Below are 17,631 nucleotides of genomic sequence, written 5' to 3' on the forward strand. Positions count from 1 at the left end.
TAAGACTATAAGGCTAATGAACCTTATACTGTAGGGCTGATAGATCTAATGGACCTGATAGTGTTGGGCTGATAAGGCTTATGGGCCTAATAGCGTTGGGCTGATAAGGCTAATGGGCCAAATAGTGTAAGGCTGATAGGACTAATTAGCCTAATAGTGTTGGGCTGATAAGACTAATGGGCCAAATAGAATAGGGCTGGTATGGCTAATGGGCCTAATAGTGTAGGGTTGATAAGACTAATGGGCCAAATGGTTTAGGGCTGATAAGGCTGATGGGGCTAATAGTGTAAGGCTAATTAGGCTGATGGGTCTAATAGTGTAGGACTAATGAGACTAATGGCGTAAGACTATAAGGCTAATGAACCTTATACTGTAGGGCTGATAGAGCTAATGAGACTAATGGCGTTGGGTTGATTGGGCTAATAGGCCTAATAGAATAGGGCTGATTGGGCTAATGGGCCTAATAGCGTAAGGCTAATAAGGCTGATGGGTCTAATAGTGTAGAGCCTAATAGCGTAAGGCTGATAAGGCTAATGGACCTTATACTGTAGGGATAATAGGGCTGATGGGCCTATTAGTGTTATATACTAACAGAGTATAGTTTTCATGCATAATTATAAAATAATTTGCTTTATATTATATTTTTTAATAACTTTGTAACGGCAATTAATCTATTACAACTCACTTTAAATACTTGGCTTAATCCAGCAAATTATCTCTTTATGTTATATCTTTTAAGCTAACTTGATCTGATTAATTTACATCGTTTTTTTACTTTATTGGTAGTATTTATAAGTAGTAGTTTAGCTACTTTTGCACAATCCAATAACGTTCTGCCAACTGATTTAGGTCAGTCTATTCCTGTATTAGTGCTGCGAGGTACGTTTAGTAGCGAATACCAAAATGGGACAGTGGACTTTTATAGCTCACAAGGTGCAACTCTTGTCAGTTACGAGGCTAAGATAAAGTGGCGAGGAGGAAGTACTAACACTGAAGGAAAACATAAACGTAATTATAAGATAAAGTTTAAGGAGAAACAGCAGTTTTTCGGTTTGAAAGCTGATAAGAATTGGATATTAGATGCTGGACAACAAGACTTGTTTAGACTGCGTAACCGTATAGCTACTGAATTATGGAATGACTTTGCGCGTAAGCCTTACTACACTGCAGACGGAGCCGAGGTCGTTACCGGTGTTAGAGGACGAGTGGTAGAGGTCTTCCTAAATGATGAGTATATCGGAATTTATAGCTTGACAGAAACGATGGACAATAAGACGTTAGGTCTAAAAAAGTCGAAGAAAGGCATTATTCATGGTCAGTTATGGAAGACAAGTGGGCGTGGTTTATCGATGATGTATAATACTCCTCCATCATTTGATAACACTTCTTCAACTTGGGATGTCTTTGAGACAAAGTATCCTGATATTAAGGATGTTAATCCTACCGACTATTCACCCTTATGGAAGGCTATTAACTTTGTAGTTAATAGTAGTGATGAGGAGTTCAAAGATTCAGTTGCTTATTATTTTGATTTACCTGTTGTTGAGGACTATTATATCTATACTCAAACTTTATGTGCAGTTGATAATATAGGAAAGAATATGTACTGGGCAATATATGACAGTAAGGAGTCACAAAAGATTACTTTTGCCGTTTGGGATTTAGACTTGACAGTTGGTAGTTCCTATCTTAAAGTTTATGATCAGAAATATACGTTACCTAACCATATTATAAAAGGGTATTTCAATTTGATAAAGCGTTTGATAGCCACGAATGCAGGTAATTTCAATTCGCAGGTGAGGGAGCGATACTGGTCAGCAAGAAAGGATGTTTTGTCGACAGACAGTCTGATTGCACGTTATAAAAGCTATTATCAGTTATTAAAGAAATGTGGTGCAGCTGAAAGAGAAACACAGCGATGGAGTGGAGACACGGATATATTAGAGCAAAAGATTGATTACGACAAAGAGATGGAGCATATTGCCAATTGGATTACTCGTCACATGAAAGTGCTTGATAGGCAATTGTTTAATGATCCTAATGCTATAAAGCCTTCCCGAGTAGCAGCAAACGAGTCGGATGATGTCTATACGCTTCAAGGAATAAAGGTCGATCCCAATCATTTGGGTAGTGGAGTTTACGTTAAGGGTCGTAAGAAAATATTTATAAAATAGTAGCTTTACAAAACCAATACATGCTTTTTTTGATTTAAGAAGACGCCCTTCTTGCTTCAAGAACATGCCCTTCTTGCCTATAGAAGACGCCTTTCTTGAACCAAGATAGGCGTCTTCTTTGGTGTTGTTTGTAACCTTCTGAATATGTGATGGTTGCGAGTAACGATCAGTATGTATGTCTTGTACTTTCTCCCCAACCTCCTATACGAATTTATGTAATGATTTTTTGTAATGTAACAGACGCTGGTAGGCATTCTACACTATAATTATTGATAGTGTAGATAAGCTTATTTGATATTCCAAATGAGAGTCATTTGGTCGTGTGATTTTGCTTCTACATTACGCTCAATATTGTCAGGAAGATTGCAGAAGAAGTCGATACCAGTTTTCTCCTCGAGTTCCCTGATGCTAACAACATAAGGTTTGAGCGATGTTCCGCTATTGTTTTCGTGCTTAAACCAGAAACCGATAGCTTTGTATTGCCACTCTCCTTGTCCTTTCACCTTATATTTCATCAGTGCAGCAGAGAAGAAATAAGTAGGGACGATAAACTTATTTCTGATATAGGTAAATTGTCCTTGATTGTCAATCGTACCACCACGGCAAATGAACAGCGTATCCTTAGATCCACCAGTGGCAGTGATGTAGGTTCTCATCTTTCTCTCCATCACTTCCCAGATACCAGCATTAAAGCCGTGAACCTGTGGTTGCATATTACTAAGGAAGAAAGTCTGGTCATTAGACTCTCGGCTGTTCACCCTGTCTTGAGAGGGACAAAGGTGTCCATGGTCATAGCCAGATCCATAATAGGGGTCGTCTGAGAAGAAAGCATTAGCGGTCCATAGGGGGTCCATAGGGTAGAGGTTAGGGCTATTTTGGGGCTTTCTTTCTGCATTCTGTTGTGCATTGCTGGCATAAATCTGATAGCATGTCCATCTATTCGACATCTTCTCTATGTCCCATTCAACGCTATAATTCACCTCTCCAGTCCTCAGTTTATGAGTGAGGACAGTACTGTGTCCACCCTTTAATTTAGGGAACTCCAAGCGATGTGTCGCACTACGTAAGTCTTTAAGATTAGAATTTATGTTATTGGTAATATCCTCCGTTCCCCCTGTATTAGTAGAGCTATCATCATCCTTACTACATGCAGTAAATAAGGCGAGCGAAAGGAGTGTAACTACCCATACGTTTCTTTTTCGTGTTATCTTATACATTCTTTTGTTTTTGGGTGGTTGATGTGAAAGTTTTAGAGATGTTAACGCAACCAGAATAGGAGGAGACGCAATGCATCCCACTATTCACTTTACTCCATTTAATAATAGACAAAAAAAGTGTTTGTGCTTTGTTGAAAGCAAAAGTGCGAGCAAACGTATATGCAACTACGTTTGTTCGCACTTTGTATGTAATAATGTCGAAGGGTATTATCGATTACTTCTTCAACTTACCGTAACGGCTCATGAAGCGGTCAACACGACCTGCTGTATCGACAAGCTTGCTCTTACCGGTATAGAATGGGTGAGAGGTGCTTGAGATTTCGACTTTTACCACTGGGTAAGTTTCGCCTTCAAATTCTACCGTCTCTGAAGTTTTGCATGTAGACTTTGTAAGGAACATATCACCGTTGGACATATCCTTGAATACGACGGGGCGATAGTTTTCTGGATGAATACCTTGTTTCATTTTGTTTTTATCTAATTGTTAATAATGTGCTTACCATTGTCTCTCCATTAACTAATACGGAGTTAGACACTTTACAGGGTGCAAAATTACGAATAATTCTGCACCCTGCCAAATATTTTAAGCTGTTTTTTATTTAACTTCTACGTTCTGTATTTCCCATGTACCAGCTGGATTTGTTCCATCACAAGTGTAGAGGAAACCTATGCGGACATTGCTTTGACCAGCATAAGCAGAAAGATTACATGTTGACGTAACAAACTTCCAGTCTTTAGCAGGATATGTAGAAACAGGGACATCATGCCAAGTAGTTCCGTCAGTTGATACTTGAACTTTGAAGTTGTCAGCTGCTGTTGTGAAGAAGTTTGCTGCAACTTGGAAGGTTAAAGTAGCTGATGTTTTTCCAACAAGACTAAACGCTGGTGACTCTAAGCGACTTTGTGCTGCATAATTGGTATTATTCTTATATGATGATGCCTTCATATATTTTTTACTTGCATCATGTTTCCAAACGAAAGAAAGGTCGGATGGGAGTGTAATATTATTGATAGTAAAGTTATCCATACCAGTCTCAAACTTAGCAGTAAGACCAGTAGCAGCAGGCTGAGGAGTTGAAGCACCGCTGATAGAGATAATCTTATTGTTCTTATCAACCTCCATGATGACCTTGCCCTGCTTATTGGTGAAAGCCTTTAAGTTACCCTTAACAACTACTGTTTGACCAGCCTGAAGATCAGTCTTAGCAGCGAAGTCAGCACCATTGAGACCCTTACCAGAGAATACCTGGAGCGTCTTGTCCGTACCATTATCAGAGATATAGTAAGTGATACTCTTATAGTTTTCATTATAAGAAACCACCTCAGAGATGATACCCTTAACATAAGCCTCACCCGTAGCAGTCTGGTTAGCTTGAATCTTCTGTACAGCTTCAGCAACAGACCATGCCGTAGCCTCAGTGTTCAAGTCGGCTGTTGGTGTAGGCTGAGCAGCCTTATTGCCATTAAGCGAGTAGATATAGTTGCCCTGTGTGAACTCCTTCGTACCCTTGAAGTTTACAAGTTTACCATAGACAACAACCTTATCACCAGCGTTAAGTTTGTCATTTGCAGTAAACTTCTTATTACCGAGCGCATAACCACGATAGACAGTCAGCTGTCCCTTGGTCGTTCCATCGTCAGAGATAAGGTAGGTAGCGTTACCATAGTTAGCAGCGTCAATCTCCTTAACGCTAACGATCGTACCAGAAACATATACCTCCTTATCAAGGTCTTGACCCGCCTCAATATACTTCAAGGCAGCAGCAACGTTGAATGGGTCGGCCTCAGTACCTGTTCCTGCAGTAGGAGTGGTAGGCGTGTTAGTATTGTTATTGGTATCCTCATCAAAGGTAACACTGTATGGAGCAGGGACGTTCTCACAACTTGTAAAGGCTGTAGCAGTCATCGCCAGCGCCATCATTGAATAAATAAACTTTTTCATATTCTGTATTGTTATTTGTCTTGTTAATTAATTGAGATAATCTTACTGTTGCGTCCAACCTGTGGGTTTGAGGTTGGTTCGTAGTAATCTAAGGTGCCAAGGATGACCACCTTCTTTCCTACAGCAATCTGTGAAGCGCTTGTGAACTTATCGCCATTCAAGTACAAGCCACGGAACACCTGCAAATGGTCAGCTGTTGTACCATCGTTAGACAGGTAGTAGCGAGCATTACCATACTGAGTTGACACCTCGTCAATCTGTGAGATGATACCCTTGATATAGTAAGTGTTAGCATCCTTCTTATTCAACTTAGCGTATGCCAAGGCACGTGTGATGTCCAATGGGTTAGCCTGAGTACCATCACCCTTGCCAGGGAGACCCTTAAATGGGTCGACCTTCTCGGCAGCCTTGATATCATCAAGAGAGCGGATGATAATTTCCCACTGGTTATTAAAGCGTTTGAAGATACCAACGATATCAACCTTACCCGTTGGAACCTTGCTATTAGCGAATTTAGCAAAGTTACTGTTATAAACGATAACCTTTCTGCCATCCTGCTCGTTTAGGGTCCAGCTAACGCTACCCGCACCACCGTTAGCATCAGCGAAAGTGTCAGTCACCTTACTGCTGTTACTACTCTTAAAGCTAACGTTACGGATGATACCCAACTTACCACCATCAGTATCGAGGTCCCAAGTCGTGGCATTGGTACCAGAAGCAAACTCAGTAGGTTCGACCTTATTACCAGAAGAGAGAATCTTATAGTGCTGATCCCAAACAGCACGGCTTATACGACCAATGGTTGTTGCACCAGCAGCATTCATAGAAGGAACGCCAATCTGTGCCTGCTTACCATAGTTACCAACGTAAAGGTCCTTTAGACTAACCAAGATCTCCGTACCGATAGGTAGAGCACCATGTAAACCACCCTGTGCAACACTAACGATAATAGCACCAGTTGCGTCCTGCAAAGCCAATTCCTGATAGATGTTACCAGCAACGTCAGTACTTGTAACCACCGCCTTAATCTTTATGTCGTCCGTAACCTTAGCATAGCTGATGCCATTACGATAGTCAGTAGCAATATAGTTAGCAAACTTACTCTTCAGTTGAGCAATAGAGATGACATTCGTCTCAGCCAGTTCGTTATTGCCGTAAGGAGCTGAACCAGTATCAGCAGGTTCAGCGTAGCTATCGCCCATACATGCTGCAAAGAGCACGCAGACAGCTGCCATCATTAAATATTTCAGTTTCTTCATAATCGTTTCCTGTCGTTAGTTTTAGAATTTATAAGCTACATTCAACATACCATTGATACCATTCACATAATATTTCTTAGGATTGCGGTAGAAGTCGTAAGCACGAGTTGTAGCCGCACCAGTTGTCTTGTTGACAGTATAGTTACTACGGCTCTGTTCATAACCACCACTAACAATCTTCTGATTGTTCAGTAAGTTGGTAATCATCAAGTTGATTGACAGACTTCCATGACGGAGATAAAGACTCTTACCGATAGACGCATCGAGCATAAAGCCCCCATGTCCCTCACTCTGTGCGTAAGGAGTATAATTGCCATCAGCATCCATACCGCCAAGGGAGGTACCCATTGTGCGGAGAGTATTGCCGTAACTAAGGCTTGGAGCGTAGGAGAGGTAGATACGATCATAGTAGTTACCGCTCAAGTCAATGAACCATCCACCTTTGTGATAGCTAAGGATAGCGCTGTAGACACTTAGTGGTGTACTTGCTTCGCGCATCCCCTTATTGTAAACAACATCCTTGTTGTAGGTGCTCTTAGTAGAATTCAAGTAGATAACATCAGCATTGTTAGCATTCTTAGCCTCGCTCCAAGTACCGAGAGTCTTGAAGTTAAGGAAGCTTGTGAGCTTGAAGTCAAGTCCCAACTCAATACCATAATAATTCTTTTTCATGTTAGTCATGCTAACGTATGTGAAGGAGTTAGCATCATCAAAGTAGAAGTTCTGCCACTCGGTCACGTGTGTCATGTGGTTGTAGTAGCCACTGAGGTTAGCACGGAGCCAACTACCAGAGTATTGATAGCTAAGTTCGCTTGAGAAAACACGCTCATTGTGGAGGTTAAGAACAAAGTCATTATTCATCTCAGGAGCAGCAAAAGCAGTGTTAGCATTGGGTGCACGGTGCTCATAACCCAGTCCGAGAGAGATAACATTGCCGCCACCAAGGGTAATATTAGCGTTAGACTTGAAACCACCTGTTAGGAAATCAGCATGCTTACTCTTGCCATCAGAATTGTCAGCAAACATACCATTGCGCATGTGACCTACACGATACATGTTGTCATAGCCAACTTTAGCAGCAATCATATAGTGGAGCTTGCCAATCGTCTGTGCATAGTTTGACCAAAGCTGACCACGACGTACGTTGATATTATAGTCGTAACCGAATGTATCACCCTCATATACAAGCTTTCCTAAGCCCAAAGTACTCATAGTGTTAAGGTCGTATTGCACACGTGGGTCAGATGTTGCGTAGGTTCCGACAGCGTAAGTGTTGATGTTATGGAAACTCTTTGCGCCCAAGAGGTCTTCCATTGTCTGATAGTGACGAGCTAAGGTTTGACCGAGAGAAAGACCAACGTTAAGTACTTGATTCTTACCGATACGGTTTGTAAGAGTAGAAGAAAGCCTTGTTGTCATCGCATCGTTGTGCTTAGCCTGCAAGTAGTAAAGAGCGTCCTCGCCGTTGGCTGCAGCCTGTCGGTTAGCATAGTAAAGTCGATCCCATTGAATTTGTCGGTTCTCCTTATTGCCCCACCAGTTGACAGCAGCCTGCCAATCAGAGAAAGCCTGTGCTGTACGGTAGCGTGTATCATTCTGATCCCACACGTCATAGTAGCTACTTGGAAGGTTCTTCCAGTAGTCAGGTTGTGGGTTCTCGCTATTGTTATAGTTCAGTTTAGTGCTCTTATACATAGAGTACTGAGCAAAGAGACTTGTCGTCAACTTCATTTTCTTGTTGATATCCCAATCCCAAGTGAGGATAGCAGAAGGAGCGAAATCGTTTACAACACGGCTGTTGCGCTTGTGACCATTCTGATAACCCCAGTATGGATTGTACTGATAATCATTGGCAAGCCAGTAAGCCTCGTCAGTACTTGCGCCCTGTGTAGAACGCTCAGTTGGGTTACCCCATGTAGACAAAGCTAAAGAATGACCATTGTCCCACTTCTTCTGAACACCGAAATAGTAAGACAATGAGTTATAGAAAGTACCCTCAACGTAACCACGGTTAGCCCAACGATAAGCAACGCTGGCAGCAATAGCCCAGCCCTTAGCGTTGAATCCACTTGCATAGTTGTACATACCACGAAGGGTATAGTTACGGTTAGCAGCAGAAAGAGTGATACGGTGTCCACCAGCCATAGAACCAGCACGGAAGTCATAGTTGTTACTTCCAGCCAAGGCAGTCATTGAGAAGTTGTTATTCTCAAATGGAAGTGCATAGTCAACGTTACGTGTCTGTTGGTTAATTCCACCAACCATAGAATAGCGGAACTGGCCACTTTCCATGTCGTTCATCGGTGCACCATTGATATAAACATCGTTATATTTCTGGTTAAGAGCACGGTAACGGAACCGCATAGGCGAATATAAGAACCCCACTTGTGAAGCATAGACGTTACTGTTTGAGTTGAGAATCGTTACATTTTCGTTCATGTCATTGTTCTCACCTAACTGCGCTTCAGTGAAGGTGAACGCCGATTCATCCATAGCGTTGGCCGTCTGCGCCTGCTGGCTCGTCTTTGTATTGGTATTCTGTGCGACCATCATAGACGAACTACATAGTGCTAAAACGGCAAGTTTCAGCTTTTTCTGCATAGTTGATTACATTAAATAGGTGTTATACTATAGACTGCAAAGTAACGAAATAAATTTGGAAATAGAAAGTCTTTTTGATGAATTTTTCGAGAATTATGCGTAAATGTCGGATTAATTACCGATATTTGCAAATCAAACGAGACTGTGTTCTGGGATTTGGTTACGAGCGCCATGTTGTCTATAGTTTGTAGGCAAGGTTAGACCTAATTATGCTCTTGTATCCGTTTTATTATTGAAATCCAGGTTGAAGGTAGTCTTCGTTCAGACACGCTGATAAAAACAACAACATAAAAGATAATGAGAAAGTTACTATTAGTTCTTTTCTGTACCGTGTTATTCGGTACATCGGCTTCTGCTCAGAAGAAGTTTTCTGTTTATGCTATAGGCTTTTATAATGTAGAAAACTTGTTTGATACAACACATGATGAGGGTAAAAACGACCACGATTTCACGCCGACAGGAAGTTACCAGTGGAACGAGATGAAGTATAATCATAAGTTGCATAACATGGCATCAGTATTGGCAGAGATGGGTACAGATGTTCTTCCGAATGTTGGTTGTGCGGTTATAGGATTAGCAGAGGTTGAGAACGACCATGTAATGAACGACCTCACATCCCAACCAGAGTTATCGGCACGTGGCTATAAGTATGTACATATCGAAGGACCCGACCATCGTGGCATCGATTGTGCACTGATTTATAATCCGAAGCTCTTTACCGTAAGAGATACAAAGTTGGTACCTTATGTTTATGATTTTCCAAAGGACAGCACTCGTGCTACACGTGGCTTCCTCACTGTTAGTGGTACCTTAGCAGGCGAACACGTAACGATTGTAGTGTGCCATTTGCCAAGTCGTGGCGCAGGTTCTTACTATCGTGAGTTAGGAGGTAAGCAGGTAAAGGCGTTGAAGGACTCACTTCTTCGTGAAGACCCAAAGGTTAAGGTACTTGTGATGGGTGATATGAATGACGACCCAACCAACAAGAGTATGTATGAGTGTCTGTCTGCAAAGGGCGAAATCAGCGAGGTTGGTGCTGGTGACATGTATAACCCATGGTATAACATCCTTGTTAAGGAGGGTACAGGAACTTTGCAGTATCAGGGTAAGTGGAACCTTTTTGACCAGATAATCATGACTCCTAACTTATTAAATAAGGATGGTAAGAAAGATTTCTCAGAGTTGAAATACTGGAAGAACCAAATCTTCCGTCGTGATTATCTATTCCAAGAGTCTGGTAAGTATAAGGGTAATACCAAGCGAACCACTGCTGGTGGTGTGTGGCTCGATGGTTATTCAGACCACTTACCAGTTGTAACTTACTTTGTAAAGCAGCAGTAGAGGTTATTAGGCTTATTAGGCTAATTGGCCCAATAAGCCTTATTGATAATAGTATGACAATGGAAATAGAAACACATCCCTTTGAGCCTTGGCTCCCATCGAACGCTAAGTTATTGCTTTTAGGAACCTTTCCGCCAGCACCAAAACGGTGGTGTATGGAGTGGTATTACCCTAATTACACGAATGACATGTGGCGTATCTTTGGTCATATCTTCTTTGGTGATAAGCAGTACTTTGTGGACGAAGAAAATAAAACATATAAGCTCGACTTACTCAAGCCGTTCTTGAAAGAAAAGGGAATAGCCATCTTTGACACAGCCTTGCGTATCTATCGTACGACAGGTACGGCATCAGATAAAGACTTAGAGATAGTTGAGCGTGCCGACCTTGATGATATGCTTCGTTCACTACCTGATTGTAAGGCTGTGTTAGCTGCTGGTCAGTTGGCGACAACGGTTTTTACAGAGCATTATGGTATTGATGCGCGAAAGATGAAGATGGGAGATCGTAGGGAGTTTAGCTTTGAGAATCGGACATTATACCTTTACCGTGAGCCAAGTAGTAGCCGTGCTTATCCTATGAAGGTGGAGAAGAAGGCTGAGTATTACGAAAGGATGTTTAGGGATTTAGGGATATTAGGCTAATAAGGGCAATGGGGCTAATAAGGCTAATGAGCCTAATAGGGCTAATAACCCAATGGGGCTTATAAGGCTGATGGGCCTAATAGGGCTAATGACCCAATAGGGCTAATAAGGCTGATGGGGCCAATAAGGCTAATAATCCTAATAATTAAGAATAATAAAAATCAATCAAGATGAAGGATAAAATAACTATCATTGGCATAGCCGGTGGAACAGGTTCAGGAAAGACTACCGTAGTAAAGAAAATTGTAGAGAGTCTTCCTCCTCATTATGTGGCTGTTGTACCATTAGATTCATACTACAATGACACGACAGAACTTACCGATGAAGAGCGTAAGGCAATCAACTTCGACCACCCAGATGCCTTCGACTGGAAATTACTGATTAAGCAGGTCAATGAGCTTCGAGAGGGAAGAGCAGTCGAGCAGCCAACCTACAGTTATATTCTCAGCAACCGTTTACCAGAGACTATCCATGTAGAACCAAAGCCAGTGATTATCGTTGAGGGTATTATGGCCTTGAGTAACAGACGTCTACGAGAGATGATGGACCTCAAGATATTCGTTGACTGCGACCCAGACGAGCGTCTTATTCGTAATATTCAGCGTGACACAATAGACCGTGGGCGTACTGTCTCAATGGTAGTTGAGCGTTATTTAGAGGTATTGAAGCCTATGCACGAGCAGTTTATAGAGCCAACAAAGCGTTATGCCGATATTATCATCCCGCAAGGAGGTGAGAATGTGAAGGGTATCAGTATCCTTTGTAAGTATATCGAAGGACTGATGCCAGAAGATAAAGGTGAGTAAATAGCAAGTAGGCACTTACTTTTTAGGGGAATATTGGGCTTATTAGGCTAATTAGGCTAATAAGCCCAATAACAAAAAAGATACAGCATTAAAGGGCAAACCCTTTGATGCTGTATCTTTATTATATAAGGTGTTAGATTTATCTAATTCTGTCAGCAGCTCTTACCAAGGCCTCATCAGCAAGGATAGCGTGGCGTGCAAGCCACAAGAGGACGAAAGCGACGAGTGGTAGACAGGCTGCGAACTCAATATGGAAAGTAAAGCCATTCATGGAAATCTGGCTGAACACGCCATAAACCACATACCATCCAATAATCATCAACATCGAGAAAGCACAGGCACGAGCCTGACGTTTACGATTATGATAGTCGAAGATAGCAAAGAGGTTGATAGGGCAAGTAACTAAGAGAATAGCAAACAAGGCCCACACACTAAAGTCTTTACCTCCATTCGCATTGCTTATCCAGAGGTTCATCAACGTACTCTCTGTACCCATTCCTTTTGGTTCAAAGCTCCCCACAGGCAAGCACAGACAAGCAATAGACGCCAGCAATGCCAGAAACAAGAATATTGTTTGTTTCCTTTGTATCATAGTTTTTAATATTCTTCCTCGTTCAGAGCATCCTTAGAAGGGTCGCGCCAATAAACGTCACCATCCAAAAACTCCTCTGTAGCCAACAGTGTTGGCTTAGGCAGTTTCTCGTAATAACGGCTAATCTCAATCTGCTCACGGTTCTCGAAAACCTCGTCAAGAGAATCGTTATAAGAAGCAAACTCAGCAAGTTTCTTACTCAAGTCCTGCTTTATTTCAACCGAGATCTGGTTTGCTCTCTTTGCTATGATAGCAACACTTTCATAGATGTTACCAGTATCTTTCCACAACTCCTGAACATCTCGGGTTACCGTATTTGACGGTGCTTTTGACTTCTTGTAATCCATTCTAATTGTCTATATTTTATAAGTCTGTTATTCTTTAATCTTTTGTAATCTGCTTACACTTCTTGATATATTCCTCAGCTGTCTTGCGCTCCTTTGACTCTGGGTACTCATTGATAAATCCGTAGCACTCGTCTTCGGCATCTTGGAAACGCTGAACCTTCTTCTCCTCGACACTCATCTGCGCCAGTTCAAACTTGCTCTTCATAATGAGTATTGCGAATTTCTCACGTAAGTCGCTATAAGGATAGTCGTTCAGAGCGTTTTGTGCCGTGATGATGCAAGCCTCATAGTTATTACCGCCACTGGTACAGTTACCAAAGTAAGAGCCAAGATTATAGTATAACTTCGCATTAAGATACTCCTTACGAACGAGCTTGTCTTGTAAGGCGAAGAGTCGCTGTTGGGCCGTCCCTTTCATCTTACCATTAGGGTAGATGTCCAAATACTCTTGGAAGGCAGCAATCGCAGCGATGGTAGGTGTCTGGTCAAGACGTGGTTCTGGTGTACCCTCGAAAAGACTTTGTCCGATGTAGAACGATGCCATCTCAGCATATTGTCCACGTGGATAGGTCTGGTAATACTTCTTAAATGTCTCAGAAGCAGCCTGATAGTCTTTCAGTCCATACTCCGCCATAGCCAGCATATAAAGACATTCTTGCGCATTATCCGTACCTTTTTCAACCATTACAAGGTCTTGCAAGAGAGGAACGGCAAAGCCATATTTCCCCTTTGCAAAGCATTCCTTTGCAAATTCGTATTTATAGGCATTGTTCGTAGTCTTATAGACTTTATTATATTCCTGAGCACAACTGGTCAGGAGTAAGGCAGCGCAAATGCCAACGAAAATTCTTTTCTTCATAATTTGACTTTGAACTGCAAAGTTACATATTATTCTATAAATACGCAAAGGAGGTATGCTTTTTTATCATAAAATCACTATTAATTGTATATTATCAGCGATTTTTTATATCTTTGCAAGCAAAGATTGATTCACTTGACGTGTAGGAAATGAACTTCAAACTAACATCGAAATATAAGCCGACAGGCGACCAACCAGAAGCAATAAAGGAACTAACAGACGGACTGGAGCGTGGCGATAAGAGCCAAGTGCTCTTGGGTGTGACGGGTTCGGGTAAGACCTTCACCGTTGCCAACGTCATTGCAAATGTCAATAAGCCAACCCTTATCTTGTCGCATAACAAGACCTTGGCTGCACAGCTTTATGAGGAGATGAAAGGATTCTTCCCTGATAATGCTGTAGAGTATTATGTCTCTTATTATGACTACTATCAGCCTGAGGCTTATATGCCTGTGACTGACACCTACATAGAGAAGGACTTGGCTATTAATGACGAGATTGACAAGCTCAGACTGTCTGCCGTATCTTCTTTATTGTCAGGTCGTAAGGACGTGATCGTCGTGTCTTCCGTATCATGTATCTATGGTATGGGGGCACCAGTAGCGATGAAAGAGAACGTCATCTCCGTTAAGAAGGGTCAAGTGATTGACCGTAATGATTTCTTACGTCGCTTGGTAGATGCACTCTACATGCGTAATGATATCGAACTACAGCGTGGTAATTTCCGTGTGAAGGGCGATACTGTCGACATAGCGATGGCTTATAACGATAATGTCCTGCGTATCACGTGGTGGGATGATGAGATTGACTCTATCGAGGAGGTGGATGCTGTCGACTTCCACCGCCTTGCCACCTTCGATGCCTACGAGGTCTATCCAGCCAATCTCTTTGTTACATCTAAGGAGCAGACCGAAGGGGCGATCCGTCAGATACAAGATGACTTAGTGAAACAGGTTGACTTCTTCAACGAGGTTGGCGACCATATCAAGGCACAACGTATCAAGGAACGAGTAGAGTATGACATTGAGATGATTAAGGAACTCGGTCATTGTTCGGGTATCGAGAACTATTCTCGCTATTTCGATGGGCGTGAGGCGGGTATGCGACCTTACTGTTTGCTCGACTTCTTCCCGCAGGATTACCTCATGGTGATTGATGAGAGCCATGTCAGCGTGCCGCAGATTTCAGCGATGTATGGCGGCGACCGTGCGCGAAAGAAAAACCTTGTCGAGTATGGATTCCGTCTTCCTGCTGCCTTCGACAACCGTCCGTTGCGTTTTGAGGAGTTCCATAGCCTCATTCATCAGATTATCTATGTGTCAGCCACACCAGCCGACTTCGAGTTAGCTGAGTCTGAGGGCGTTGTCGTCGAACAGCTCATTCGTCCGACGGGACTGCTCGATCCGGAGATTGAGGTGCGTCCTTCTGAAAATCAGATAGACGACCTTATGAACGAAATTGTTATCCGTGCCGAGAAAGAAGAGCGTGTCCTCGTGACGACACTGACCAAGCGTATGGCCGAGGAGCTTACCGAATACCTGCTGAACCATGATATCCGAACGGCTTACATCCATAGTGATGTGGCCAGTCTGGACCGTATTAAGATTATTAACGACCTCCGTGCGGGTATCTATGATGTCCTTGTGGGTGTCAACCTACTGCGTGAGGGATTAGACCTACCAGAGGTTTCCTTGGTGGCCATCCTTGATGCCGATAAAGAGGGATTCCTTCGTAGTCATAGAAGTCTGACGCAGACGGCCGGACGTGCGGCACGTAACGTACATGGAAAGGTGATTATGTATGCCGATACGGTTACGGAGAGCATGCAAAAGACCATCGACGAGACCTTACGTAGGCGTACGAAACAGCTGAAATACAACGAAGAAAATCATATCACACCACAGCAAATTGTTAAGGCTATTAAGGGTACGCTGCCAGTGGGCGGTGAGACAAATGTCACCTCACAGACCGCTTCTATCAGTAAGAATATAGGACAAGCCTACGTCGAGCCTAATGATGATATCCTATATGCTGCCGACCCAATTGTTGCGAAGATGAGTAAGGCACAGTTGGAGAAGAGTATTGCCAACACAACTGCCCTTATGAAGCAGGCAGCAAAAGACCTCGACTTCCTCCAAGCAGCACAGTATCGTGACGAGATTATCCGTCTGCAAAAGGAGTTGGAAGCCAAGTAATGTATCGACTTTGACGTGATGCGTAGAGCGAGAAGATTTCAGAACAATTCTGTATTGTGTCTGAACGTGTCGTTGTCATGGGTAACTTCTTCCCCAACCTCTCCTTAACGGGGAACAGCGTAACCACCGTGGTGCCCCTATAAGATAGCGGATAAAAGAAGAAAGAACGGTGAATGTGTGTGTGGAAATTGTAAGGATATTTCACTAATCATATTCCTCTCATTTCGAAGAGAGGCCAGAGATGGGGTAAGAAGACGCCCTTCTCCGTTTAAGAACATGCCCTTCTTGCATTAAGGAAACGCCCTTCTTGATGCAAGAAGGGCATGTTCTTAAATGCAGTTTGTAATATGTTGATTTGTTGTGTATTATGAGTTTGTTTATAACTCATGTGCTACTCCTCTATTGAGGGTATCCGCATTGGTTCTATGTAATGATTTTTTACAAGTTTCTTGATGTTCCAGAAGCATAAAGAGAGCATCGTGCTTGCCCCATGAAAGACACTGAAAGAAATAGAGAATAGTTTTCCTTTCCCATAGAAAAACCAGCATTAAGACTCATGGAAAAGCGGATGAAGCCTATAAATCAATAGCAGAAAGCAATAAAAAAAAGATAAAAACTTATCGAAAGGTTCGATAAAGCAAACAATAATTTGTATCTTTGCTTGTTAAAATATCATTAGATAAAAGTTTGTGATTATGAAGAGAACGTTGATATTCCTATTTCTGTGTATCCCTTTGATGGCTTTGGCACAGACTACACTGACCCCAAAACAGAAGTTAGAGCAGGCACAGCGCCAGTTAGAAGAGGCTAAAGCTGCTTTGGAACAGGCTAAGGCTGATGCTGCAAAAGCCAAGGCTGAGGCTGAAGCCAAGGCCAAGAAAGAGGCTGAGGACAAGGCGAAAGCAAGCGAAGTGGAGAAGAAGATTGCCGAGATGAACGCTGAGGCTGAACGCTTGAGTCGTGAGGCTGCTGCACTGCGTGAGGCTGCTAATAAGGCACAGATGGGTACGAAGACTACTACGACGAAGGCAAATACTACCACAAACACGGTGGGTAATACGACGTCTGACGCATGGGTCGTTCCGACGACAGCTGCAACAGCTGCCGTGCGTACGAAGAATGTGGACACAGATAGCAAGGCTAACAAGGACATTTATCTACAGAAAGGACTCATACCAGAGGTCAACGGACAAGTAATGTGGACGGAGACAATCAGTGTGCCGGGCGCTACTGCAGACGAACTCTACGATAAGGCTTTTGCTTATCTGACGGCTTTGACGCAGGATAAGAACCAGTTAGAAGGTAGTAAGGTGGCCTTGGTTAACAAGGGAGAGCATAGCATTGTTGCCACAATGCGTGAGAAGTTAATCTTCTCTTCTTCGTTCCTTTCACTCGACTTCACCCAGTTTAATTATGTCTTACAGGCTACCTGCCGTGACGGAGAGGCCACGCTGACGATGAACCGTCTGACTTATCGCTATGATGTTCAGGGTAATGTGTCTGACTTGTCAGCAGAGCAATGGATTACAGATAAGTATGCTGTGAACAAAAAACATACTCGTCTCTTACCTGTATCAGGTAAGTTTCGTCGTGCAACGGTCGACCGTAAGAACGCAATCTTTGATGGTTTTGCACAGGCTTTGAAGTAGTCTGC

14 protein-coding genes are annotated in these 17,631 nt (G+C 42.6%); 6 read left to right on the top strand and 8 right to left on the bottom strand.

Annotation, left to right across the window (positions count from 1 at the left end; all coding sequences use genetic code 11):
- Nucleotides 1–779 precede the first annotated feature (779 nt).
- Complete coding sequence (locus AXF23_RS03490) at nucleotides 780–2,174, top strand: CotH kinase family protein (protein WP_233251231.1); 1,395 nt, start codon at nucleotides 780–782, stop codon at nucleotides 2,172–2,174.
- Between the two features lie 287 nt (nucleotides 2,175–2,461).
- Here AXF23_RS03490 and AXF23_RS03495 read toward each other — a convergent pair whose 3' ends face one another.
- From AXF23_RS03495 to AXF23_RS03515, 5 genes are all read right to left on the bottom strand, one after another.
- Complete coding sequence (locus AXF23_RS03495; protein ID WP_107624312.1) at nucleotides 2,462–3,391, bottom strand: DNA/RNA non-specific endonuclease; 930 nt, start codon at nucleotides 3,389–3,391, stop codon at nucleotides 2,462–2,464.
- 214 nt (nucleotides 3,392–3,605) lie between these two features.
- Nucleotides 3,606–3,857, bottom strand: coding sequence for a type B 50S ribosomal protein L31 (locus AXF23_RS03500; RefSeq protein WP_004361523.1), 252 nt, complete (start codon nucleotides 3,855–3,857; stop codon nucleotides 3,606–3,608).
- A 129-nt stretch (nucleotides 3,858–3,986) separates the two neighbouring features.
- Nucleotides 3,987–5,333, bottom strand: a complete 1,347-nt coding sequence (locus AXF23_RS03505) for a choice-of-anchor J domain-containing protein (RefSeq protein ID WP_107624313.1) — start codon at nucleotides 5,331–5,333, stop codon at nucleotides 3,987–3,989.
- Between the two features lie 23 nt (nucleotides 5,334–5,356).
- The gene (locus tag AXF23_RS03510) at nucleotides 5,357–6,592 is read right to left on the bottom strand and encodes a DUF5689 domain-containing protein (RefSeq protein ID WP_107624314.1); all 1,236 of its coding nucleotides are present in this window, start codon (nucleotides 6,590–6,592) and stop codon (nucleotides 5,357–5,359) included.
- A 21-nt stretch (nucleotides 6,593–6,613) separates the two neighbouring features.
- Nucleotides 6,614–9,193, bottom strand: coding sequence for a porin family protein (locus tag AXF23_RS03515; protein WP_107624315.1), 2,580 nt, complete (start codon nucleotides 9,191–9,193; stop codon nucleotides 6,614–6,616).
- 297 nt (nucleotides 9,194–9,490) lie between these two features.
- Between AXF23_RS03515 and AXF23_RS03520 the strand changes: the two genes are divergently transcribed.
- From AXF23_RS03520 to udk, 3 genes are all read left to right on the top strand, one after another.
- Entirely contained in the window at nucleotides 9,491–10,534 is a 1,044-nt protein-coding gene (locus AXF23_RS03520; RefSeq protein WP_107624316.1) for an endonuclease/exonuclease/phosphatase family protein, read from the top strand.
- A gap of 59 nt (nucleotides 10,535–10,593) precedes the next feature.
- Nucleotides 10,594–11,178, top strand: coding sequence for a uracil-DNA glycosylase family protein (locus AXF23_RS03525; RefSeq protein ID WP_107624317.1), 585 nt, complete (start codon nucleotides 10,594–10,596; stop codon nucleotides 11,176–11,178).
- A 170-nt stretch (nucleotides 11,179–11,348) separates the two neighbouring features.
- Nucleotides 11,349–11,984: a uridine kinase gene (gene udk / locus AXF23_RS03530; RefSeq protein ID WP_009013167.1), complete on the top strand. Its 636-nt coding sequence runs from the start codon at nucleotides 11,349–11,351 to the stop codon at nucleotides 11,982–11,984.
- Between the two features lie 139 nt (nucleotides 11,985–12,123).
- Here udk and AXF23_RS03535 read toward each other — a convergent pair whose 3' ends face one another.
- From AXF23_RS03535 to AXF23_RS03545, 3 genes are read right to left on the bottom strand one after another with little or no spacing between them, the layout of a single operon-like run.
- Nucleotides 12,124–12,576 (bottom strand): DUF4293 domain-containing protein, encoded by a 453-nt coding sequence (locus AXF23_RS03535; protein WP_009013166.1) that lies wholly within the window; start codon nucleotides 12,574–12,576, stop codon nucleotides 12,124–12,126.
- Nucleotides 12,577–12,581: 5 nt separating this feature from the next.
- Nucleotides 12,582–12,923 carry a DNA-directed RNA polymerase subunit omega gene (locus AXF23_RS03540; RefSeq protein WP_089366773.1) on the bottom strand — a complete coding sequence of 114 codons (342 nt, stop codon included), beginning with the start codon at nucleotides 12,921–12,923 and terminating at the stop codon, nucleotides 12,582–12,584.
- 34 nt (nucleotides 12,924–12,957) lie between these two features.
- On the bottom strand, nucleotides 12,958–13,782 hold the full coding sequence (locus tag AXF23_RS03545; RefSeq protein ID WP_107624318.1) for an outer membrane protein assembly factor BamD: 825 nt from the start codon (nucleotides 13,780–13,782) through the stop codon (nucleotides 12,958–12,960).
- Nucleotides 13,783–13,931: 149 nt separating this feature from the next.
- Here AXF23_RS03545 and uvrB point away from each other — a divergent pair, with 149 nt between their 5' ends.
- Entirely contained in the window at nucleotides 13,932–15,977 is a 2,046-nt protein-coding gene (gene uvrB / locus AXF23_RS03550; RefSeq protein ID WP_107624319.1) for an excinuclease ABC subunit UvrB, read from the top strand.
- 695 nt (nucleotides 15,978–16,672) lie between these two features.
- Nucleotides 16,673–17,626, top strand: a complete 954-nt coding sequence (locus tag AXF23_RS03555; protein ID WP_107624320.1) for a DUF4468 domain-containing protein — start codon at nucleotides 16,673–16,675, stop codon at nucleotides 17,624–17,626.
- Nucleotides 17,627–17,631 lie beyond the last annotated feature (5 nt).

The organism is Prevotella sp. oral taxon 313, from assembly GCF_003043935.1.
GTDB lineage: Bacteria > Bacteroidota > Bacteroidia > Bacteroidales > Bacteroidaceae > Prevotella > Prevotella jejuni.